Source organism: Acinetobacter sp. RF14B (genome assembly GCF_006864105.1).
Classification (GTDB): Bacteria; Pseudomonadota; Gammaproteobacteria; order Pseudomonadales; family Moraxellaceae; genus Acinetobacter; species Acinetobacter lwoffii_C.
This window is the reverse complement of record NZ_SMTB01000002.1, coordinates 45,749-68,785: the sequence shown is the minus strand read 5'-3', so window position 1 is coordinate 68,785 and position 23,037 is coordinate 45,749. Positions and strand designations below refer to the sequence as shown.

Sequence of the window (23,037 nt, the reverse complement as noted above, 5' to 3'; positions counted from 1 at the left end):
AATTTTACTCATTAAAAAAAACCAGTCTATTTGACTGGTTTTTTTAATGAAATGAGGGTGATTAATCAGCTTTTTGTGGATCATATAAGCGGTCATGTATGAACAAAGCAGGAATCAGACCACAAATAAAATAGGCACCTGCCATTACCAGTAGACCTGTTCCAATTGAGCCTCCATGTGCAAAATAACCAATAGTGAGTGGTGCAAATACCGCACCGATACGCCCTATATTAAATGCACCACCTACAGCCGTACCGCGAATCGAAGTAGGGAAGCTTTCAGTCATATATGTCGCATTAATGGCAAAAGGCATACCATACAGGAAGCCGAACATGAGCATCAGGTACAAGATGTTAGTCGGTGTATTAAAGTAAATCACTATCGGAAGGAATAGTGCTGTTCCCATGGTTCCAAAAGCAAATAGGGCCCGTCGTCCGAACCGATCTGCCAAGATCCCTGCAACCACCTTGGCAAAAATCATAATCATAAACGTTCCGACCATATAGCCAGTCATGGCCTTAAAGCTGATCCCCAGATCCGATTCCAGATAAGCAGGTAACCAGTTACTTAAACCGGCATAGCCAAACTGCAAGGCGCCTGCACTTAAAATCCACAGTAAAAACATCCAGCGGTGATTCTTATCTTTGAGAATAATTTTATAAAGATTCTGCTTTTTCACCTTAACTTTTCTGGCTGCTTCCTGGCGCTTTAATTCACGGGAACGTAACCAAGAGTCCGGCTCAGGAACAAGAAAATAAAGCAGAAAAGCCAGTACAATCGGGAAAATGGTAATCCAGTACAGCATACGCCAGCCGTATTCAGGAATAATCCAGCCTGCGAGCAAAGTTGCGCACAATGAACCTAAGGTAAAACCCGTCATGAGCGCTGCCAGAACAGTCGTCCGGTATTTTGTCGGAACATATTCTGACATTAAGGTATTACAGGCAATGTACAAGGAGCCCAGCCCAATTGCTGCAATACTACGGATAATTAAAAATTGATGATAAGATTCTACAAAGCCCAAAGTACAAGATAAGCTGGAAGCAAGAATCATATAAAATACAATAACTTTCACCCGGCCAAATCGATCACAGGCCCAACCCCCAATTAATCCACCAATTACACCACCTACCAGACTCCAACTGCCTAAAGCACCTGCCTGAACTGTAGTTAAATTAAATTCAGCTTTGATACTAGTGAGGCTATAGGCTAAGAAAGCCAGATCCACACCATCTGCAAGTAAAATAAGAAAACAGAGGATAAACGCGGTCATCCATATTTTTTTAGGCTGAACCGTGACTCGTTCAGCTTCCATCACTGAAGTTTCATAGGTCATCATTGACATCCTTTTCTAGTTACGTTGTTGTTTTACAAGAATGAATCCCATTCTCTTATTGCTTCTACTGATTTATAATTTCGCTATATGAAATATTTATTTGTTAATTGATAAAATATATCCAGATAATTAGCTATAAAACAAGTGATTTAATTTGTAAAAAATTGAAATTAGTTAAATATTGCATTGATTTGAGGTGAAAGATAACGTTATTATTTTTTAATCAAAATAAAGTTTCACCATACAAAATAAATTTTATAATCAAGGATAGGAGTGCTGTAATGACAAGTCAGCCATGGATGGAAGAATATAAAAAGTGGAATGTAAATCCGGAGTTTACTCGGCCTGATCCTGAGAAAACTTTGAGCACGACGATTGCTGAGAATTTAGTTAAGTTTCAGGATAAGACTGCATTTTTTTATCTAGACCAGAAATTTAGCTATCAAGATATTGATGTTTATAGCCAGAAACTGGCAAGCTATTTACAGAGTCTTGGGCTGACTGCTGGCAGCCGTATTGCGGTGATGTTGCCGAATATTATTCAATATCCAATCGCTACTTTTGCGATTATTCGTGCCGGTTATGTGCTGGTCAATGTGAATCCAATGTACACCCAGCGCGAGCTCTATCATCAACTACAAGATTCAGGGGCAGAAGCCTTGATTATTCTGGGTTTTACCTTAGAGCAATTGAATCAGCTGGATGAGTGTCCTGCGCTGAAATATGTGATTTCTACCCATCCACTCGACTTTATTCAAGATCAAGCTGTAATTGCCTATAGTCAGAAAACGCAGTATCTAGCCAAACAGTTTTCTGACTTTAAACAGGCGATTGATCAGGTACAGGTCATTGATTTTGCAGCGTCTGTACAGCAGCAAGAAGATACCGTTATTCTGCAATATACCGGTGGGACTACAGGTGTTTCTAAAGGAGCTGAGCTCAGTCATCGTAATATCTTGTTTAATATCGCTCAGAACAGTACGGTATTTATCAGCCATTTTGGCGATCGTTATGCCAATGAAGATGAATATGTATTCTGTGCTTTACCGCTGTATCACATTTATGGATTTACCATCTGCCTGTTCAGTTATGGTTTAAGTCGTGGTTTTGCCAATGTGCTGATTCCAAATCCAAGAGATCTGGATGCTTTAGTCGATCAATATCAAAAACATCCGCCGACGGTGTTTCCGGGCGTGAATACCATGTTTAATGCATTGGCTCATCATCCACGTTTCTGTGGGCTGGATCATTCACGCCTAAAAACTACCACAGGTGGTGGTGCATCTATTTTAAAGAATACAGCAGAATTATGGTACGAAGTCACAGGCTGTCATATCTATGAAGGCTACGGTCTTTCTGAGACCTCACCAACGGCAACGTTTAACCCACCGTTAAGTAAGCGTTTTAGTGGTACGATTGGCTTGCCATTGGCAGGGACTGACATTCTGATTCTAAATAATGATGGTACACCGGCTGAGTTTCATCAGGCTGGAGAAATTGCCATTCGTGGCCCTCAGGTGATGAAGGGTTACTGGCAGCAACCGCAAGCCACTGTTCAGGTATTTACCAAAGAGGGTTTCTTCCTGACAGGTGATATCGGTTGTATGGATGAGCAGGGCTATATCACCATTCTGGACCGTAAAAAGGACATGATTCTGGTCTCCGGCTTTAATGTCTATCCCAATGAACTGGAAGGCGTACTGTCCAAACATCCTAAAATACTGGAATGTGCAGTAATTGGTGTTGATGATGAAAAATCTGGACAAGTCCCGAAAGCCTTTATTGTAAAACAGGATGACAGTCTGACCGAGAATGAAGTCATAACTTATCTGAAGCAGCAATTGACCAGTTATAAACTTCCCAAATACATTGAATTTGTGCCTGGATTGCCAAAGTCTGCAGTAGGTAAAATTCTGCGTCGTGAACTGCCTCGTACTGTTCAGCCGAGTGCCAAAGCCTGCTAAAGAATGATCTAATCCATTAGATTTAAAATAAAAAAGGAATCGAAAGATTCCTTTTTTACTGCTTGCAGGCTTATCGTTGCTGGATGACTTTTTTGCTTTTTAGTTCTTCCATTTCAGCAGAACTTAAATATTGACTCAAAATGGCATCGGTATCTTCACCCAGACAAGGTGGGGCCTTTTTATATTCTACCGGTGTCTTGGAGAGTTTAATCGGTGAACCAATCGAGGTGTAATCGTCACGTAAAGTATGCGGCATTTGAATGACCATTTCACGTACCAGGACCTGTTCTTCTTCCAATGTCTGCTTCAGGTTGTTGATCATGCCCACCGGCACTTTGACCGTATGAATAAGATCTACCCAGTGTTTCGCTGGCTGAGAATAGAAATGCGCCTGCAGAAGGGTGGTCAGTTCTTCACGGTGTGTAACCCGCCCTGAATTTTTCAGGAAACGCGGATCTTCAGCCACGTTATTCAACCCCACGGCCTGACACAGCGCTTGAAATTGCAGGTCATTCCCGCAGGCAATAATGAATTCACCTTCCTGTGCTTTAAACACCTGATAAGGCACTATATTGGCATGGGCATTACCGAAGCGGCTAGGGACTTTACCTGAGGTCAGATAATTCATGGCTAGAACAGAAAGGGAAGCGACTTGGGTATCCAGCAGCGCCATATCAATATGCTGACCTTCACCAATTTTTTCGCGAGACAACAAAGCCGCCTGAATGGCAATTGCAGCATATAAGCCAGTGGTCAGATCAGCAAAGGCCAGACCTGCTTTTTGCGGGCCGCCACCGGGTAGATCATCACGTTCGCCTGTGACACTCATCATGCCGCCTATTCCCTGAACGATAAAATCATAACCCGGCTCTTGAGCACGCGGACCATTCTGGCCAAAGCCGGTAATGGAACAATACACCAGACGCGGATTGATCTGGCTTAGACTTTCATAATCTAGCCCATATCTTTTCAAAGAGCCGGCTTTATAGTTCTCAATGACTACATCGCTTTGTTCTGCGAGTTTCTTGATAATGCTTTGACCTTCCGGGGTAGATAAATCTACGGCAACCGAATGCTTACCGCGATTGGCTGAAAGGTAGTAGGCCGATTCATGGGTATCTTCCTGCTGATTATTTTTAAGCCAAGGTGGTCCCCAGATTCGTGTGTCATCTCCATGATCGGGCTTTTCAATTTTAATCACTTCTGCACCCAGGTCAGCCAGAATCTGGCTACACCAAGGACCAGCCAAAATCCGGCTTAAATCCAGTACACGAAAGCCTGTTAAAGCACCCATCGTTACGCTCCTTGTTCGATGTTATTTAGACTGCATGTCGTTTTAATAATCGCTTTAAAGCTATCTGAAAATGGAAAAATAATCAAATTTATGATAATTAATTTCGCCTAACAAAATAAAACATCTAAAATGATTGAAAAGTCATCCTAACTTCTTTAGCCTGATTAACGACAATAAATACGATCTAAAAATAACAGGAAAGGAAAAGGCCTCGGTAGTGAGACTACAAGTACAGGAATAAGTACTATGATTTAAAAGCGGATCGCGCTTAAAGCGCATGCATATAGAGGTGTGCATACCCAAGATCGGAATGAAAAAACCTAAGGATAGGAATAGAGATTTAAATATGACGGAATTAGTAAGAGAACAAGATTTAGCAAGAGAGCTCGCAAAGATAAAACCTACGACCAAACGAACCCAGCAGATCGCCTTTGTCTTTGCCTTTTTGGCACTTCTGGTGGATGGTGCGGACATGTTGCTGTTGTCCTTCAGTTTAAATAGCCTGAAAGCAGAATTTGGTTTAAGTAATTTACAAGCGGGTACCTTAGGCAGCTTTACGCTGGCAGGTATGGCGATTGGTGGTTTTATTGGTGGATGGGCCTGCGACCGCTTAGGCCGTGTACGTACCGTAGTCATTTCAATCCTAGTATTTTCTATATTGACTGCAGCCTTAGGCTTTACACAAAACTTTGAACAATTTGCTGCTTTACGCTTTCTGTCTGCTTTCGGCATAGGCTCTTTATATATTGCAGCCAATACGCTCATGGCTGAATATGTTCCAACTGAATATCGCACCACGGTTTTAGGTACTTTACAGGCAGGATGGACCGTCGGTTATATTGTGGCCACTGTACTGGCAGGCTGGATTATTCCGGAATACGGTTGGCGAACTCTATTTTTTATTGCCATTATTCCCTCGGTTATGGCGATTTTTATCCAGAAACTGGTTCCTGAGCCAGAATCCTGGCAGCGTGCACGTTTGCAGCGCTTATATGCTCGGACTGAAATCACGGCACAGCAGTCGGCCAAAAAAAGCACAGTCAAAGAGATTTTCGCAGAGCCTGCAAATCGCAGAATGTTTATTTTGTGGATCTTCACGGCCGGTTTTCTACAATTTGGCTACTATGGTGTAAACAACTGGATGCCAGCATATCTGGAATCTGAATTGCACATGAATTTTAAATCCATGGCGGGCTATATGATTGGTACCTATGTAGCGATGATTTTCGGCAAAATTCTGGCAGGCTTTGCCTCAGACCGTCTGGGTAGACGCGCTGTCTTTTCGTTTGGAGCAATTGGAACGGCGATTTTCCTGCCCGTGATTGTGCTATTCAATACACCAGATAACATTGCTTACCTGCTGATATTCTTTGGTTTCCTTTATGGTATTCCATATGCGATTAATGCCACTTATATGACTGAAAGCTTTGCCACTTCTATTCGTGGCACTGCGGTAGGTGGGGCTTATAATGCAGGTCGTATCGGCGCCATGTTTGCGCCTGCAATTATTGGTGCGGCGGCCAGCGGTGGTTCAATTGGCCTAGGCTTCCTGATCATGGGCGGTGCCTATTTCTTATGTGGCGCAGTGTCCGGGATTTTCATCAAAGACCGTCAATATGATCCTCAAAAAGCTTAACTATTTATAAAAACCATGTAAAAAATGAGCCTAAAAAAGGCTCATTTTTATATCACTCAATTTTAGAAATACTATTTCTAATTTTTTATTCTTGATCTGTTTCTTTGTGCAGATGAATACTTTTTAAACCATCATTTACTTTATTGAGCAAATGAATCAGGGTAATCACATCATCAAAAGCCAGCTTATTTAAGGCCTGTCCATAAAACTCAAAAAAATCATCCTGTAGACTATCCCATGTTTCCAAGCCTTCAGCCGTCAGCGCAACAATTTTAGCACGCCGGTCCTGTTCACTAATGACGCGCTCGACCAGACCGTCACGTTCCAGCCGCTTTAACACTGCGTCCAGGTTTTGCCTGCTCACGCCCAGATACTCAGTCAGATCAGAAAAAGACATTCCTGATTTAACTTTAGGACGGGACAAGGCACCCAGCACAGCCCAATGCACTGGGGATATTTTCAGCTCATTGAGGCATTTACGGTCCAAACTGTTGCCCACCTGAAACAACCGGAAAAAAAGCCGGTTATGAGCAGAATATAAGGATTGATCATATTTTTTTGACAAAGTATCACTCACAATATTGGACATCCTCAAAACTGAAATAGCCGAGCCGCGCAGAGTATAGCCTATCGCTTTTTCGCACAAATCAGTTTCTATTATAATTTGTTTTAAAAAATCATAGTGTTTTTGCAGAAGTTTTTCGATTTAAATTCTGAGTCAATCAGTTTGATGGCTTGGAAATCTCTCTTTTTTCCTCACTTCCAGTGTACTTACTCACCAAATATCTCAGGCTTTCTTCCTAATTTTAAAGGAATAAATTATCTGTCATGCAAAAGACATATTTTGACTCTAGAGTGAAGTCGGATTCAAATTAATCTAAAGCCAAAAACCAATATGAGTCAATATGTTGAATAAATAAAAATATTAAGTTAATGATAAATATATAAATAATAATTTATAAATATTATTTTATGTAAATGTATTGACATAAATCCAATCTCTTTCTATTTTAGATAAAACACAGCGAATTAGAACAACAGCCGATTAAATTCGACAACAAAATAGCGTAGGGATCAGCAATGAAAGGATTAAAAGACAAGGTTGTGATTGTGACAGGCGGAGCAGGCGGAATTGGTTCAGCCACCTGCCGACGTCTGGCAGAGGAAGGCGCCAAAGTTGCCATTTTTGATATGAATCTGGAAGCGGCTGAAAAGCTGGCGAATGAAATCAATCAATATGGTCACGCACTGGCAATTCAGTGTGATATTACCCAAAGTGATGTGGTGGAGCAGGCGGTTCAAAAAACCGAAACTGGACTCGGTCCAATTGATGGACTGGTCAACAATGCCGGCTGGGATATTTTTAAACCTTTTGTTAAAACCAATCCGCAGGAATGGGAAAAACTGATCCAGATTAATCTGGTCGGTATGCTAAATATGCATTTTGCAGTGCTAAAAGGCATGGTAGAACGCAATTCCGGCAATATTGTCAATATCGCTTCTGACGCAGCCCGGGTCGGTTCTTCAGGCGAAGCAGTCTATGCGGCTTGTAAAGGCGGCTTGTTATCTTTCTCTAAAACGCTGGCACGTGAGCATTCACGTCATAACATCAAAATTAATGTGATTTGCCCGGGACCCACTGATACGGCTTTGCTTGCAGGTGTGACTGAAGGCGCGTCAAATCCGGAAAAATTACGTGAAGCCTTTATTCGTGCCATTCCACTGGGTCGTTTGGGTCAACCGGATGATTTGGCTTCTGCCATTGCCTTTTTCTTGAGTGATGACGCCAGCTTTATTACCGGGCAGGTACTCAGTGTTTCTGGCGGTTTAACCATGAACGGTTAAACAGACATCATCATTGAATCTCATAACAATCACAGTTCAACCAGATAGATAAAAACACTACAGGATGTAAAGAAAATGAATTTTGAAGATATCTTATATGAAGTTAAAAACGGTGTTGCCTGGATCACGATTAACCGTCCAGAAAAAATGAATGCCTTCCGTGGCACCACCTGTGACGAACTGATCAAGGCATTGAATAAAGCAGGTTATGACCGTAATGTGGGCGCAATTGTGCTGGCAGGCGCGGGTGAGAAAGCTTTCTGTACCGGTGGTGACCAGTCCGCGCATGATGGCAATTATGATGGCCGCGGTACGATCGGGTTGCCAATGGAAGAGTTGCATACCGCCATCCGCGATGTACCTAAACCGGTAATTGCACGCGTACAAGGCTATGCCATTGGCGGTGGCAATGTGCTGGCAACCATTTGTGATTTGACCATCTGTTCAGACAAAGCGATTTTTGGTCAGGTCGGTCCGAAAATGGGATCGGTTGATCCGGGCTATGGCACGGCATTTTTAGCGCGTGTGGTAGGTGAAAAGAAAGCCCGTGAAATCTGGTATATGTGCCGCCGTTATTCTGGTCAGGAAGCGGTTGAAATGGGTTTAGCGAATAAATGCGTACCTGCCGATCAACTAGATGCCGAAGTCCAAGCTTGGGCTGAAGAAATCTGTCAGCGTAGTCCGACTGCCATTGCAATTGCCAAACGTAGTTTCAATATGGATACCGCGCATCAGGCGGGTATTGCTGGCATGGGCATGTATGCGTTGAAACTTTATTACGATACTGAAGAATCGCGTGAAGGCGTCAATGCACTGAAAGAAAAACGTCAGCCTGAATTCCGTAAATATGCCAAATAAGGAGACTGATCCATGAAAAAGAATCCTTATATCACTGAAGAACTCGAGTTTCTGGCAGAAACGGCAGAAAAATTTGCCCAGAAATATATTGCTCCCGGTTTTCTGGAACGTGACCAAAGCCGAGTCTTTGACCGTGATCTGGTCAAAAAGATGGGTGAAATGGGCTTTATTGCACCTGAACTGCCGGAACAATACGGCGGTCAGGGCATGGGCAGACTGGCTGCCGGAATTATCCATGAAGCGATTGCCAAAGCGGATTTAAGTTTTTCCTATATCAACCTGCTTGCTTCCCTAAATGGGCAGATTCTGGCCGAACATGGTCAGCCTGAAGTGGTTGAGCCTTGGCTGAAAAAACTCACTGCAGGCGAAGCTATCTTTTCAATTGCCTTGACCGAGCCGCGAGGCGGTTCTGATGCAGCGAACTTGCGTTTAAAGATTGAACGTGATGGCGACGAATATGTCATTAACGGCGAAAAGACTTCAATTTCTGCGGCCGATCAGGCAGATGCTTCGGTGGTTTTTGGCCGTACTGGTGCCAATGAAGAAGGTGCGCATGGCGTGACAGCGCTCTTGGTTCCGATGAATTTACCGGGCATCAGTACCACACGTTTTGACTGTCATGGTCAGCGCGCCATTGGTCGCGGTTCAATCTTTTTTGACAATGTTCGTGTACCAGTCAATCACCGTCTAGGGGATGAAAACAAAGGTTTTGTACAGGTGATGCAGGGCTTTGATTTTTCACGTGCTCTGATCGGTTTACAGGTTTTGGCCGTTGCCCGGATGAGTCTGGATGAAGCCTGGGAATATGCAGCCCAACGCGAAGCTTTTGGTCAGCCATTAACTGCTTTTCAGGGAGTTTCGCATCCACTCGCGGAATACGAAACCCAGGTTGAAGCGGCACGCTTACTTTGCCTGCAAACCTTATGGCTGAAAGACAATCATCTGCCCCATACCTCTGAAGCGGGCATGTGTAAATGGTGGGGGCCAAAACTGGCCTATGATGTAATTCATCAATGTCTGCTGACTTTTGGCCATGCCGGTTATGACCGTGGTGTGATGGAACAGCGTATGCGGGATGTACTCGGTTTCCAGATTGGTGATGGAACAGCCCAGATTATGAAAACGATTATTGCGCGTCACAAAGCAGGACGTAAGGCTGTTCCGGCTTAAGGAAAATAAGCCCAAACCTGAATACGATAATTATAAAGAATGAGGAGTAAGCGAATGGATTTCGATGCAGTTCTGATCCCGGCCAGAAAAGAGGCCATGCTCAAACAGGGATACTGGTTAAATCAAACGATTCTTGATTTTTTACGTAGTGCCGTAGAAAAGAATCCGGACAAAACAGCGTTGGTAAGCGTTAAGGTCGAGAATCAAACTGAACAGAGCTTTAGCTATCAACAGCTTTGGGACATGACCAATAAAATTTCGCTGGGTCTGAAACAGCTGGGTGTTGAAAAAAGTGACGTGGTGTCTTGTCAGTTGCCGAACTGGTGGGAATTTACCTTGCTTTACCTGGCTTGTAGTCGTATCGGTGCAGTACTCAATCCACTCATGCCGATCTTCCGTGAGCGTGAGCTGGAATTCATGCTCAGACATGGTGAATCCAAAGTTTTTGTTGTACCTAAAACGTTCCGCAATTTTAATCATGAACAGTTGGCCAATCAGCTGCAAAACAAGCTGGATAGCTTGAAGCATGTAGTAGTGGTCAATGGTGAAGGCGAGAATAATTTTGACCATCTGTTACTTAATCATGGTCTGGAACAGGATACGTTAGCAGTTGCTGCGCTGGATGGGCTGGAATCTGGCCCGGATGATATTACCCAGCTGATCTTTACTTCTGGGACCACGGGTGAACCGAAAGGCGTCATGCATACCGCCAATACCTTATTTTCCAATATTGTGCCTTATGCAGAACGACTACATTTAGCTGAAAATGATGTGGTATTAATGGCCTCGCCGATGGCACACCAGACCGGTTTTATGTATGGCCTGATGATGCCGATTCAGCTGAATACCAAAGTGGTGTTACAGGATGTCTGGGACGTAGCCAAAGCTGTAGTTCTGATTCATCAGCATCAGGTGAATTTCACCATGGCCTCGACTCCATTTTTGAATGACCTGTCCAATACCGTGGCAGAACAGCATGATAAAGTTGATTCACTAAAGATTTTCCTATGTGCCGGTGCACCGATCCCAGGTCCATTGGTGCAAAAAGCCCGGGAAACTCTGGGTGTTAAAGTCATATCAGCCTGGGGTATGACCGAATGTGGTGCGGTGACGCTAACCCGACCTGAAGATGAGGATGAGCGCTCTTTCAATACTGATGGCATCGCTTTGCCAGGCGTGGAAATCAAGATCGTGGATAAAAAAGGTCAGACCAAAGCCGTGAATGAATCCGGCCGTTTGATGATCCGCACCTGTTCAAATTTTGGCGGTTATCTCAAACGCCCCCATTTAAATGATACGGACGCCGAAGGCTGGTTTGATACTGGCGATATTGCCTATCAGGACCAGCAGGGCTATATCCGGATTTGTGGCCGTAAGAAAGATGTGATTATCCGTGGCGGAGAAAATATTCCGGTCGCAGAAATTGAATCATTGCTCTATAAACATCCGAATATTGCAACAGTAGCTTTAGTGGCTTATGCAGATGAGCGAATGGGCGAGCGTGCCTGTGCAATCATCAAGCTGAAAGATCCAACACAGCCGTTAAGTTTTAATGAGCTGGTAGATTTCCTGAAAACCCATAATCTGGCCATGCAATATGTTCCGGAGCGTTTGGAGATATGGGATGAAATTCCAATGACGCCATCGGGGAAAATCCAGAAATTTAAACTCAGAGAACTCTTGGCCCAATCTATAGCATCAGCAGCAATTGCAATGAATTAAAAAATGGAATAATTAAATGAGAAAAACCCTGAACAATACAATATTATTCATGGTTTATTTTCATCTTAGATGAGTATCTAAAAACGGCAAGGGGGGAACAAAAATCCCAAGCTTAATTTTTGGACGAGTTACAATTTTATTAGGCTAACTTCCACCTCTATAGTCGCAGCAGAAGATACCTGATTTTGTCTGCTAGTACTTTGCATCTGCCTTGAAATACTGTCTAGCTTTTTTGTGAACGATGTCCATTTATGAGGGGGCTTTAAATAAGCTTAGTTTTGATCTGAACTTTTCTTTTTCTTGCCTCCGCCATCTTGTTTATTGACTGTTGACCAGGCAATCCGTTCAGCTTCCTCTTCAGATCGACCGCGTTCTTTTTCACTGTCTTCAATATGCTTGGCCTGTCGCTTTTGTTTATCTGTATAAGCAGATTTATCACCTCTAGGCATCTCACTATCCTCATCAGCTTTGCAGTGAAAAATACTATAACAAGCGCTTAGGTGGGAGAGGGTAAGTATCTGTCAGAATTTGTTTAAATTATTTTGGAATCTGCCAAACTTGATAAAAAACCAAAAGCCATTTTATATTTTTAATGGATTCTAAAGCACATATAATACACGCCATTTAGGGCTATTATTCAACTTAATAAATTGATTGTATTAAATATTTTTATAATCCTTATAGATTAGTAGAAATATTTTTTGAAAACCATAAATTCTCAAAAATGAAGATAAGCATCCACAAGGATGCGTTATCTTCAGATCTGATTAACCATTAATAATGCTGCCGCCATTCACATGAATGACCTGACCTGAGATATAACTGGCTTCTTCACTGGCCAGAAATAAATAGGCAGGTGCGACTTCACTCGGCTGTCCCATGCGGCCCATAGGGGTCTGTTTACCAAATTCTTCCAGCTGTTCTGCATCAAAACTGCTCGGGATCAAGGGTGTCCAGATCGGGCCGGGCGCTACACCATTGACCCGGATTCCCGTTTTGTTTTTCAATAAATTGGTAGATAAGCTTCGCGTAAAGGAGGTAATGGCTCCTTTAGTGCTGGCATAGTCGATCAGCAGGTCATGACCGTGATAGCTGGTAATACTGGTGGTGTTAATAATGCTGTCACCTTCATGCATATGTGGCAGTACCGCCTGAGTCAAATGGAACATTGACAGAATATTGACCTTAAAAGTTTTTAATAGTTGCTCAGAGGAAATATCCGTAATACGCTCCTGTGGATATTGAACGCCGGCATTATTCACCAAGATATTAATAGTTTTAAATTCCTGAAGGACTTGCTCGACCATTTTCTGGATGGTTTCAGGTTGCTGCAAATCGCATTGAATCAGGAGGCAGCGTCTGCCTTCATCTTCAACCATTTTTTTAGTCTCTTGTGCATCCTGATCTTCATCCAGATAGCAGATGACAATATCAGCACCTTCACGGGCAAATAAAACAGAAACGGAACGTCCAATGCCACTATCTCCGCCTGTAATCAGTGCCACCTTATCTTTTAATTTATCGCTGCCTTTATAATTTGATTTGATGACTTCCGGGAGAGGATTCATTCTGCTTTGGATACCCGGTTGATGTTCTTGCGTTTCAGTTGAAGCTGGGGTTTCAGGATAATGATTCATCTCTTCTCCAATTCCAATGAGGTCGTCCTATAAGAAAAAATATATTAGGAGAATTTGAAAAAAATGAGTCAACACCTCACATTTCATAACATAATGTATTCGTGATTTATCAATTTTTCATTCAGATTGACATTGTCTGGAGGGTGGGTGGCTTATGCTGGATTGGTTAGAGCTCAACTCTAGCATTAGGCTGATGTGAGTAAATGACGGTCTGCAAAATCCTTTGCTCAAGCACAGCAGATCAGTACATTTATATAAGCAACCATAGTATGGTTCATCCGAATGAATGATTTTTGCTGGAACAGGCTGGATGAAGATTCTTTTAATTACAGGTTGGGGACTAGGCACTTCAGTTCTCAAGCCATTTGCGGACTTGCTAAGACAACAGCAATATCAGGTTGAAATCTGGGACATCTTTGATCCTAATGACCTTTCAGTTCGTGTTGCCAGAGTACAACAGGCCCAATCTTTTGATGTTTTAATCGGCTGGTCATTGGGGGGACAACTTGCTTTACTGCTTGTGCATGAAATTTATCAAAAAACACAGCTTGTTAAACCTGTCATCTGCTGTATGTCGAACCCCTGTTTTGTGGCAAATGATCTTTGGCCTCACGCCATGCCCTATATGCAATATCAACAGTTTCAAAAGTCTGTTTTAAAAAATCCTCTACAGGCAATGCAGCGCTTCTGTGCATTAGTGACTCTTGGTTCATCAGCACCTCGAGAAAGGGCAAAATATCTTCAACAACAGATTCTAAATATTGATTTAATCTATCAAGCCCGCCATCTCTATCTTCTTGAACAATTAAATTTGGTCAATATCTTCCAGTCTTATCCAGGCAAGATGCTTTTGGTATTTTCCAGAAACGATATGCTGGTTCCCTACCAACTTAGCCAGGAAAACGAGCTATTAGCAGCATGTAACCTGAACTTGGTAAGTATTGATGCTGCACATGATGCCATCCTGTTCGATACAAAATTGTTAATCGAACCAATTTTAATATTTTTAACCGGTACAGCAGCAGCTAAAGCCGAATAGCAGATAATGATATTTTCATTTCAATTTTAAAACGTTAAGATCAAAGTCATTTTTATTATTAGGGTTGAATTCTGTGCAGGACGCTTTCGATCAACAGCATATTTGGCATCCTTATACTTCCATGACCAATCCGCTTCCCTGTTATAAAGTCAAGGCGGCACAGGGGGCAGTGATTGAACTGGAGGATGGATCTCAACTGATTGATGGAATGTCTTCTTGGTGGTGTACGATTCATGGCTACAATCATCCGGAATTAAATCAGGCTGTCAAAACCCAACTGGAATCAATGTCGCACATCATGTTTGGCGGCTTGACCCATCAGCCAGCAATCGACCTGGCCAAACTGCTCCTTGAAATTACCGCTCCTGAGCTGGATAAAATTTTCTTTGCCGATTCTGGCTCAGTGGCCGTTGAAGTGGCTTTGAAAATGGCCGTGCAATACTGGCATGCAAGACAGCAGGCTCAGAAAACCAATTTTGTTACGACCCGTTCCGGTTATCATGGCGATACCTGGAATGCCATGTCGGTATGTGATCCGGTGACGGGCATGCATCAGATTTTTGGTTCCAGTCTAGCCCAGCGTTTTTTTGTGCCTGCGCCGCAAAGCACTTTTGCAGGGGAATGGCATGTAGCAGATATTCAGCCGCTAGAACAGGTCCTAAAAGAAAAGCATCAGCAGATTGCGGCCATGATCATTGAGCCGATTGTGCAAGGCGCAGGTGGAATGCGTTTCTATCATCCTGAATATTTAACACAGGCCAAACGACTCTGTGAAAAATATGATGTCCTGCTGATTCTGGATGAAGTCGCAACCGGTTTTGGCCGTACTGGAAAACTCTTTGCCTATGAACATGCTCAAGTGAGCCCCGATATTATGTGTATCGGCAAGGCACTGACGGGGGGGTATATGACGCTCTCTGCGACCCTGACCACAAAGCATGTTGCAGACACGATCTCCGATGGTGAAGCAGGCGTGTTTATGCATGGCCCGACATTTATGGCCAATCCTTTGGCTTGCGCTGTTGCCTTAAAAAGTACCCAGCTATTACTTGCCCAGGACTGGCAAAGCCGTATTCAGGCCATTGAAGTCCTGCTTAAAAAACATTTACAGGTTTTGAACACTTTGCCGCAAGTCAAAGCAGTTCGCGTTCTGGGCGCCATTGGTGTGGTCGAGTTGCACCAGCCTGTAGATCAGGCTCACTTTCAGGCTGAATGTGTACGCCGTGGGGTGTGGATTCGTCCTTTTGGTCGCCTGGTCTATGTCATGCCTCCTTATGTAATTTCTGATGCTCAACTTGAGACTCTATTAAAGCAGATGGCTGAGATGGTTCAAGAGATGGAGTTAGCCCATGCACCATCTTGACTATTTTCAGCAACAACTGGATGAGCTGAAACAGCAGGGGCAATACCGTCAGTTTAAGGCCAATATTTCAAGCCAGCCTCGGCTACACATGAATGGAATCGAGATGCTGAACCTGGCTTCTAATGATTATCTGGGACTGGCTTCAGATCTGCGCTTACGTGAAGAGTTTTTTGACCTGACACCTCTGTCCGAACGCCAGATGAGTGCCAGTTCATCACGCTTGCTCACCGGGAATTTTGCAGCATTTGAACAGCTTGAAGACACAATGGCGCAAGCATTTGGCCGCTCGGTATTGCTGTTCAATAGCGGTTATCATATGAATATCGGAATTTTGCCGGCGCTCGCCAATGCAAAAACCATGATCATTGCCGATAAGCTGGTGCATGCTAGCATCATTGATGGCATACGCCTTTCCAAGGCGCAGTATGTCCGTTACCGGCACAATGATCTCTGCCATTTACAGCAGTTGTTAGAAAGGTATCAACTCGATGCAACAATTGACCGCATTATTGTGGTCACTGAATCTATTTTTAGTATGGATGGCGATGAAACGGATTTAAAAGCATTAGTGGCCTTAAAGCAGCAGTGTGACAAGGTCATGCTGTATGTAGATGAAGCACATGCGATCGGCGTACGTGGTGAGCGGGGGCTTGGCTGCGCCGAGCAGTATCAGGTGCTGGATCAGATTGATTTGCTGGTGGGTACTTTTGGCAAAGCACTGGCTTCTGTCGGCGGTTATCTGGTCTGTCATCCGGTAATTCGCAACTATTTAATCAATACAATGCGTCCGCTAATTTTTAGTACCGCGCAACCTCCACTCTGTATGGCATGGACGCGTTTTATTTTTCAGAAAATGCAGCAACTGCGGGCAGAGCGGGAACATCTGACCGAACTGGCTGCACAGTTTCAGCAGGGCATTCAGGCACTAGGCTTTGCCTGTCCTTCGAGCTCACAGATTATTCCGGTGATGATTGGTGAATCCGGTCAAACTGTTCAGGCCGCCCAGATGATGCAAAAAAACGGCTTTTATATCTTGCCGGTGCGTCCGCCAACTGTCCCGGTCAACACTTCAAGACTAAGAATCTGCCTGCACCGGCAGGTAGAACAAGAAGATTTGAATCACTGTCTGACCTTATTGGGAAGCTTGTCTTGATGAAAAGTGAACAGATTGCCCGACGTTTTGCCCAGGCACATTTAAGTTATAAACAGCACGCCGTGGTCCAGAATGCAGTGGCTGCCGAGCTGATACAGCTGTTACAACAGCATGTGAGCCAGCCGGATTTTCAGCGCGTCCTGGAAATTGGTTGCGGTTCAGGCCTGTTTAGCCAACGCTTTATGCAGTCCTATGGTTTTGAACATCTTTTTTTGAATGACCTGTATGCCGAAGTACAGCAGCATTTTCAGGAGGATGATCGTCTTTTATGGGGCTTGGGCAATATTGAAACGTTGCCGTTGCCGCAGTCGCTGGATCTGGTGGTATCTTCCTCGTCACTGCAATGGATTAAGGATTTAGCAGCACTGTTGAAGAAAATTCATCAGGCTTTAAAGGCCTCAGGCCATGTATGTTTTTCCAGTTATGCCCAAGACAATTTAAAAGAAATTAAAGCTTTAACCGGGCAAGGGCTGGATTATTTAAGTTTGGATCAAGTCGTGAGAATGCTTAAATCACAGGGTTTTGAAGTGATTGCACAGCATGAAGAGCGAATGACTCTAGACTTTGAACATCCCAAGCAGGTGTTACAGCATATCAAGGCCACCGGAGTACAAGCGACAGCGCAGGGTTTTCGCTGGACCAAGTCTTCACTGCAGGCCTTCTATCAAAATTATCAACAATTTCAACATCCCGATACGCAGCATTATGGCTTAACTTATCATCCAATTTATGTGATTGCCCGGAAGGTGATATGAACGCACAGATTTATTTTGTCAGTGGTATTGATACCGCTATTGGTAAAACCTTCGCCACAGGTTTTCTGGCCAAACACTGGAACGAGCAGGGCATCCGCACCATCACGCAAAAGCTGATTCAGACCGGTAATACTGACTTTTCTGAAGATATTGAACAGCACCGAGAAATTATGGGCTGCGGACTGCTCAGTGAAGATCTGCAAAAGCTGACTATGCCAGAAATTTTCACTTATCCGGCTTCACCTCATCTGGCTGCCAGATTAGACAGACGTGAAATTGATTTTGGGAAAATTGAGCAGGCTACCCAACAGCTGGCCCAACATTATGAGCGGGTTCTGGTTGAAGGTGCGGGCGGTTTGATGGTTCCACTGACCGAAGACTGGTTGACGATTGATTATATAGTGGCACAGCAATATCCGGTTATTCTGGTGACTTCTGGACGTTTGGGCAGTATTAATCACACCTTGCTCAGTCTGGAACTGCTCAAGCAGCGCCAAGTCAAGCTGCATGCCTTGGCCTTTAATCATACGGACAATTCACAGGATGAACTGATCGCTAAAGATACGATTCGCTATTTAAAACAATATTTGCAACGAGATTTTGCTGATGCTAAATGGCTGGATATTCCGGCTATGGATCTAGAACAGGATTAAAAAGAGATAAAAGAAATAAAATATCGGGGAATTTTCATTAAGGTCGGTTGCACCCACTGGATTAGCGCGAATCAAAGAGAAAGGTTAGTAAAGCCTCCTACAACAGCGAAGGCCCAATCAAGGATTGGGCCTTCGCTCAAAGCCAATATTTAATGATGAATCAAATACTCACTTTAAAAGGAATTAAAAGAAACCGGCCGGTTTAGTTGAATAGCTCACCAACAGGTTTTTGGTTTGCTGATAATGCTCAAGCATCATTTTATGGTTTTCACGTCCAATCCCTGATTTTTTATAACCACCGAAGGCAGCATGGGCAGGGTAGATGTGATAACAGTTGGTCCATACACGACCTGCCTGAATCGCACGACCTGCACGGTAAGAGGTATGCGCTGAACGTGACCAGACACCGGCACCTAGACCATAAATAGTGTCGTTGGCAATGCGGATTGCATCATCAAAATCTTTAAAGGTGGTGACAGCAAGTACCGGTCCAAAAATTTCTTCCTGGAAGGTTTTCATGTCATTGGTGCCTTTGAAAATAGTCGGCTCAATATAAAAACCTTGACCAACCTCATGGCGTTCTGCACCACCGGTTAAGATTTCGGCACCTTCTTCACGACCAGTTGCAATACAGCCCAGAATTTTATCTTGCTGTTCCTGAGAGGCCTGCGCACCAATCATGGTTTCGGTATCTAGCGGGTGACCGGTTTTAATACGTTTTACTCGTTCGATTGCTCGTTCCAGGAATTTGTCCGCAATACTTTCCTGAACCAGGGCACGTGATGGACAAGTACAAATTTCTCCCTGATTCAGGGCAAACATGGTAAAGCCTTCAAGGGCTTTGTCTAAATAGTCATCTTCCTGATCCATAATGTCTTCAAAGAAGAGGTTTGGAGATTTACCGCCCAGTTCCAGCGTAACTGGAATAATATTTTCGGTCGCATATTGCATAATCATCTGGCCAACTCCTGTTGAACCAGTAAATGCAATTTTGGAAATACGCGGGTTGGTTGCAAGCGGGCGACCCACTTCTACACCATAACCGTTGACTATGTTAAGTACACCTTCAGGTAACAGGTCTTGGATCAATTCAACCAGAACCAGAATGCTGGCAGGGGTTTGTTCGGCAGGTTTCAATACAATACAGTTACCCGCCGCCAACGCCGGCGCCAATTTCCATGTTGCCATTAAAATCGGGAAGTTCCACGGGATAATCTGTCCAACGACCCCTAAAGGCTCATGAAAGTGGTAAGCGATAGTATCTTCATCAATCTCTGAAATACCGCCTTCTTGAGCGCGGATACAGCTGGCAAAATAGCGGAAATGGTCAACGGCCAAAGGAATATCGGCAGCCAGTGTTTCGCGAATCGGTTTACCGTTATCCCAGGTTTCAGCCACAGCCAAAAGCTCTAAATTGGCTTCTAAACGGTCAGCAATTTTTAATAAAATATTAGAGCGAGTTGCTGGAGAAGAGCGGCCCCATTGATCTTTGGCCTTATGTGCCGCATCCAGTGCAAGCTCAATATCTTCAGCGCTTGAACGTGGAATTTTGGTAAATACCTTACCATCTACTGGAGAAATGTTATCAAAGTATTGACCTTTTACAGGTGGTACCCATTGTCCGCCAATGAAGTTCTCATATTGGGCTTTAAACTGAACTTTTGAACCGGGTTGATTAGGATCGACATAACGCATATAGGTGTTCCTTGACTTATTTTAGTGTTGTAAAAATCTGTAATTACAGTTTTGGTATCAGGGACTCTGGTACACTATTCGACTTAGCATACATGGAATAAGGTTGGAGAAAGGTTGGAGACAAGAAGGTTTACAATTTTTTCACTTGATCTTAAAAGATAGTTATATAGTCATTACAGTGGATGTAAATCATGGCTTTTTTTGTGAGAGTATGGAATGGAGATAAAGCAAGATCTGAGCCAGAGACGACAGAAAATCGAACAGTTTAGAGCGAGTAGTAGTTGGTCGGCATTACATGCAGAGCAGCTGGGGCAAAGTATTGCCAGCTCCTGGCAGCGCTCATCTTCTGCTGCAATACCAGAAGATCGTTCTGCCGCGCCTTTAATCCATTTGCAAAAAGAAACTTACTCTTCCACTTTGGCAAATGCCTTGCAATATTGTGCGCAGGATTTAAAGCATATTGCTGAACAGTCTTCTATGGTACTGGCAGTTGCAGATATGGGCAGTACCATCATTTGGTCGGCCTCTAGCCCGCAAATGAAAAGTGCCGCCGAAAGTGTACATTTTATCGAAGGTGGGCAATGGCGTGAAGAACTGGTGGGGACAAATGCTTTAGCACTGTCATTAAAAACTCAGCAATCGAGCTGTGTGTTTTCCAATGAGCATTATATGTCGTCTATCCACGACTGGGTTTGTTATGCTGCTCCCATTGTTGATCCGCATTCACAACAGCTTTTGGGAGTAATCGACCTTTCGACCACCTGGCAACAGCATAATAGTTTGGGACTGCTGGCTGCGGAACGCTGTGCCTCCATTATTCAATCAGCTTTACTGGAACATCAAAAGCAGCAACTCTATATTCGTGCTTTTTCTGTGCCGCAAGTACTGTTCAATGGTAAGGTTTTGGTACTGACTCCACGCCAGATTGAAATCCTGACCATTCTGGCTTTATGCCCACAAGGTCTAAGTCTGGACAGTCTGCACCAGGCTTTATATGGTGAGCGTAAAGTCAGTATGGGCACATTAAAGGCAGAAATGTCGCAATTACGTGATGTGCTTGGAGGAATGCTGGGTTCAAGACCGTACCGTTTATTGGCCCATGTCGAGGCTGACTTTTTGCTGACAGAGCAGGCTTTAGATGCAGGATATATCGATTCTGCCTTAAAACTGTGTAGCGGAGTGTTTTTGGCTAAAACAGAAAGTCCTTTTTTATGTGCATGGCGCGATTGTCTGGAGTCTCGCTTAAGTGATGCCGTTTTTAAAGCCAATGAAACCGATGTATTACTGAAACATGTAGCGCGCTTCCCCGAGGCGATTGATGCTGTCGAACGTTTGATTGAGCTGATGCCCAAAACGAATCCCGTATATCAAACCCTATTAAAATATAAAGATAGTTAAGACGGCGATGATAAGCTTAATTGATCAAGCTTGCGTACTAGGCAGATCATTAAAGTTTTTTAAATGGCTGGTTTATCTTCTGAATCTTATGGATCAGGTTGCTATAGTGCCTTGAGGGCGCCGTCGGACAGTCTTATATTCATTTATTAAGACTTTCTCCCTTATCCTGCTGACGAACCAGAATTCCCCCCAATTGTAAGAGTAAAAAAAAGCAACTACCGTCTAACCTATTTTCTAAAAAATACGTTAAACAGCAGTTGCTAAAAATGTAAGCCAATAACTAAATGGGAGAGAGGGCTTACATTGAGGATTACATTGCAGCTTTAAAAATTTCTACCACTTGCGCATGGGTTGCTTTACGTGGATTGGTCAGCATACAGGCATCTTTTTGCGCATTTTCAGCCATGATTGCCAGATCAGCTTCCTTCACAGATAATTCAGCTAAGCCAGTTGGAATACCAATTGAAGCTGAAAGTTGACGAATCGCATCGATCGCTTCATAAGCGGCTTCATTGACGGTCAAGCCTTCAATATTCACGCCCATTAACTGGGCAATTTTGGCATAACGGTCAGGGCAGGCAATCAGGTTAAATTCACATACATGTGGAAGTAAGATTGCATTACATACACCATGCGGCAAGTTATAGAAACCGCCAAGCTGATGCGCCATCGCATGTACATAACCTAGCGAAGCGTTGTTAAAAGCCATTCCTGCCAGATATTGTGCATAGCTCATAGCATCACGCGCTTCCAGGTTTTCACCATTGGCAACCGCAGGGCTGAGCCATTGGCTAATCATGCTGATAGCTTTTTCTGCACAGGCGTCGGTAATAGGATTGGCGTCCGTAGAAACATACGCTTCAACTGCATGAGTCAAGGCATCCATTCCGGTAGCAGCAGTTAAGCTGGCCGGTTTGGCAATCATCAGCTTCGGGTCATCAATCGCAATTAGCGGAGTACAGCGCCAATCGACAATAGCCATTTTTACATGAGTCTCTGTATTGGTAATAATACAGAAACGTGTCATTTCAGAGGCAGTACCTGCTGTAGTATTGATCGCAATCAGCGGTGTCATAGGCACTGTGCTTTTATCAATACCCTCATAATCACGGATATGGCCGCCGCCCGCAGTCACCAGCCCAATACCTTTGGCACAGTCATGTGATGAACCACCACCTAAAGACACAATAAAATCACAAGCATTCTCGTGATAGGCTTGTACCCCTTTATGTACGTTAATATCGGTAGGGTTCGGTTCTGCACCCGGGAAAATATGACAGTCGACGTTAGCTTCTTTTAAATAAGCAGCAATCGTATCGGCAACACCAAATTTAAACAGACCGGCATCTGTCACAATCAGGGCTTTCTTTGCGCCTAAATTTTGTGCTCTGCTTCCCACTTCTTTGGCACAGCCAGGACCAAAAAGTGAAACACAGGGAATATAAAAACCATTGGTTTTATCTGCAAGATTTTTAAAAGCCATGGGGCAACTCCTTTTACCATTATTCAATTGTTGACA

At 43.7% G+C, this 23,037-nt stretch carries 19 protein-coding genes; 12 read left to right on the top strand and 7 right to left on the bottom strand.

Annotation, left to right across the window (positions count from 1 at the left end; translation table 11 throughout):
- Positions 1 to 61: 61 nt before the first annotated feature.
- Positions 62 to 1,336 carry an MFS transporter gene (locus E2K52_RS00750; RefSeq protein WP_151203099.1) on the bottom strand — a complete coding sequence of 425 codons (1,275 nt, stop codon included), beginning with the start codon at positions 1,334 to 1,336 and terminating at the stop codon, positions 62 to 64.
- 281 nt (positions 1,337 to 1,617) lie between these two features.
- On the opposite strand from E2K52_RS00750, the gene E2K52_RS00745 reads away from it, so the two are divergent.
- Positions 1,618 to 3,300: an AMP-binding protein gene (locus tag E2K52_RS00745; RefSeq protein ID WP_151203098.1), complete on the top strand. Its 1,683-nt coding sequence runs from the start codon at positions 1,618 to 1,620 to the stop codon at positions 3,298 to 3,300.
- Between the two features lie 70 nt (positions 3,301 to 3,370).
- Here the strand turns inward: E2K52_RS00745 and E2K52_RS00740 are convergent, their stop codons facing one another.
- A complete protein-coding gene (locus E2K52_RS00740) occupies positions 3,371 to 4,594 on the bottom strand; it encodes a CaiB/BaiF CoA transferase family protein (protein WP_151203097.1) in 1,224 nt (407 codons plus the stop codon).
- Between the two features lie 346 nt (positions 4,595 to 4,940).
- On the opposite strand from E2K52_RS00740, the gene E2K52_RS00735 reads away from it, so the two are divergent.
- Positions 4,941 to 6,230, top strand: coding sequence for an MFS transporter (locus tag E2K52_RS00735; RefSeq protein WP_151203096.1), 1,290 nt, complete (start codon positions 4,941 to 4,943; stop codon positions 6,228 to 6,230).
- Between the two features lie 85 nt (positions 6,231 to 6,315).
- On the opposite strand, the gene E2K52_RS00730 is transcribed toward E2K52_RS00735, so the two are convergent.
- A complete protein-coding gene (locus E2K52_RS00730; protein ID WP_151203095.1) occupies positions 6,316 to 6,807 on the bottom strand; it encodes a MarR family winged helix-turn-helix transcriptional regulator in 492 nt (163 codons plus the stop codon).
- A gap of 503 nt (positions 6,808 to 7,310) precedes the next feature.
- Here E2K52_RS00730 and badH point away from each other — a divergent pair.
- The 4 genes from badH to aliA all read left to right on the top strand — a co-directional run bounded on the left by badH (position 7,311) and on the right by aliA (position 11,825).
- Complete coding sequence (gene badH / locus E2K52_RS00725; RefSeq protein ID WP_151203094.1) at positions 7,311 to 8,075, top strand: 2-hydroxycyclohexanecarboxyl-CoA dehydrogenase; 765 nt, start codon at positions 7,311 to 7,313, stop codon at positions 8,073 to 8,075.
- A 75-nt stretch (positions 8,076 to 8,150) separates the two neighbouring features.
- Positions 8,151 to 8,933, top strand: a complete 783-nt coding sequence (gene badI / locus E2K52_RS00720; RefSeq protein ID WP_101162355.1) for a 2-ketocyclohexanecarboxyl-CoA hydrolase — start codon at positions 8,151 to 8,153, stop codon at positions 8,931 to 8,933.
- A 12-nt stretch (positions 8,934 to 8,945) separates the two neighbouring features.
- Entirely contained in the window at positions 8,946 to 10,103 is a 1,158-nt protein-coding gene (aliB, locus tag E2K52_RS00715) for a cyclohexanecarboxyl-CoA dehydrogenase (protein WP_151203093.1), read from the top strand.
- A gap of 54 nt (positions 10,104 to 10,157) precedes the next feature.
- Complete coding sequence (gene aliA, locus E2K52_RS00710) at positions 10,158 to 11,825, top strand: cyclohexanecarboxylate-CoA ligase (RefSeq protein ID WP_151203092.1); 1,668 nt, start codon at positions 10,158 to 10,160, stop codon at positions 11,823 to 11,825.
- A 272-nt stretch (positions 11,826 to 12,097) separates the two neighbouring features.
- Here aliA and E2K52_RS15090 read toward each other — a convergent pair whose 3' ends face one another.
- Both E2K52_RS15090 and E2K52_RS00705 read right to left on the bottom strand, forming a co-directional pair.
- A complete protein-coding gene (locus E2K52_RS15090; RefSeq protein WP_161981114.1) occupies positions 12,098 to 12,274 on the bottom strand; it encodes a hypothetical protein in 177 nt (58 codons plus the stop codon).
- Between the two features lie 318 nt (positions 12,275 to 12,592).
- On the bottom strand, positions 12,593 to 13,462 hold the full coding sequence (locus tag E2K52_RS00705; RefSeq protein ID WP_151203091.1) for an SDR family oxidoreductase: 870 nt from the start codon (positions 13,460 to 13,462) through the stop codon (positions 12,593 to 12,595).
- A gap of 310 nt (positions 13,463 to 13,772) precedes the next feature.
- Here E2K52_RS00705 and E2K52_RS00700 point away from each other — a divergent pair, with 310 nt between their 5' ends.
- The 5 genes from E2K52_RS00700 to bioD all read left to right on the top strand — a co-directional run bounded on the left by E2K52_RS00700 (position 13,773) and on the right by bioD (position 18,425).
- Positions 13,773 to 14,501 carry an alpha/beta fold hydrolase gene (locus tag E2K52_RS00700; RefSeq protein WP_151203090.1) on the top strand — a complete coding sequence of 243 codons (729 nt, stop codon included), beginning with the start codon at positions 13,773 to 13,775 and terminating at the stop codon, positions 14,499 to 14,501.
- 73 nt (positions 14,502 to 14,574) lie between these two features.
- On the top strand, positions 14,575 to 15,864 hold the full coding sequence (gene bioA / locus E2K52_RS00695) for an adenosylmethionine--8-amino-7-oxononanoate transaminase (RefSeq protein ID WP_151203089.1): 1,290 nt from the start codon (positions 14,575 to 14,577) through the stop codon (positions 15,862 to 15,864).
- Positions 15,851 to 17,017: an aminotransferase class I/II-fold pyridoxal phosphate-dependent enzyme gene (locus E2K52_RS00690; protein ID WP_151203088.1), complete on the top strand. Its 1,167-nt coding sequence runs from the start codon at positions 15,851 to 15,853 to the stop codon at positions 17,015 to 17,017. Before bioA ends, E2K52_RS00690 begins: the two co-directional genes overlap by 14 nt.
- Positions 17,017 to 17,772 carry a malonyl-ACP O-methyltransferase BioC gene (bioC, locus tag E2K52_RS00685; protein WP_151203087.1) on the top strand — a complete coding sequence of 252 codons (756 nt, stop codon included), beginning with the start codon at positions 17,017 to 17,019 and terminating at the stop codon, positions 17,770 to 17,772. Before E2K52_RS00690 ends, bioC begins: the two co-directional genes overlap by 1 nt.
- Positions 17,769 to 18,425 carry a dethiobiotin synthase gene (gene bioD / locus E2K52_RS00680; protein WP_151203086.1) on the top strand — a complete coding sequence of 219 codons (657 nt, stop codon included), beginning with the start codon at positions 17,769 to 17,771 and terminating at the stop codon, positions 18,423 to 18,425. The genes bioC and bioD overlap by 4 nt, the downstream gene beginning before the upstream one ends.
- 183 nt (positions 18,426 to 18,608) lie before the next feature.
- On the opposite strand, the gene E2K52_RS00675 is transcribed toward bioD, so the two are convergent.
- On the bottom strand, positions 18,609 to 20,120 hold the full coding sequence (locus E2K52_RS00675) for an aldehyde dehydrogenase family protein (RefSeq protein WP_151203085.1): 1,512 nt from the start codon (positions 20,118 to 20,120) through the stop codon (positions 18,609 to 18,611).
- A gap of 216 nt (positions 20,121 to 20,336) precedes the next feature.
- Here E2K52_RS00675 and E2K52_RS00670 point away from each other — a divergent pair, with 216 nt between their 5' ends.
- Complete coding sequence (locus tag E2K52_RS00670) at positions 20,337 to 21,518, top strand: transcriptional regulator (RefSeq protein WP_151203084.1); 1,182 nt, start codon at positions 20,337 to 20,339, stop codon at positions 21,516 to 21,518.
- Between the two features lie 310 nt (positions 21,519 to 21,828).
- On the opposite strand, the gene mdh is transcribed toward E2K52_RS00670, so the two are convergent.
- Positions 21,829 to 23,001 (bottom strand): iron-dependent methanol dehydrogenase, encoded by a 1,173-nt coding sequence (gene mdh / locus E2K52_RS00665; RefSeq protein ID WP_151203083.1) that lies wholly within the window; start codon positions 22,999 to 23,001, stop codon positions 21,829 to 21,831.
- Between the last annotated feature and the right edge of the window lie 36 nt (positions 23,002 to 23,037).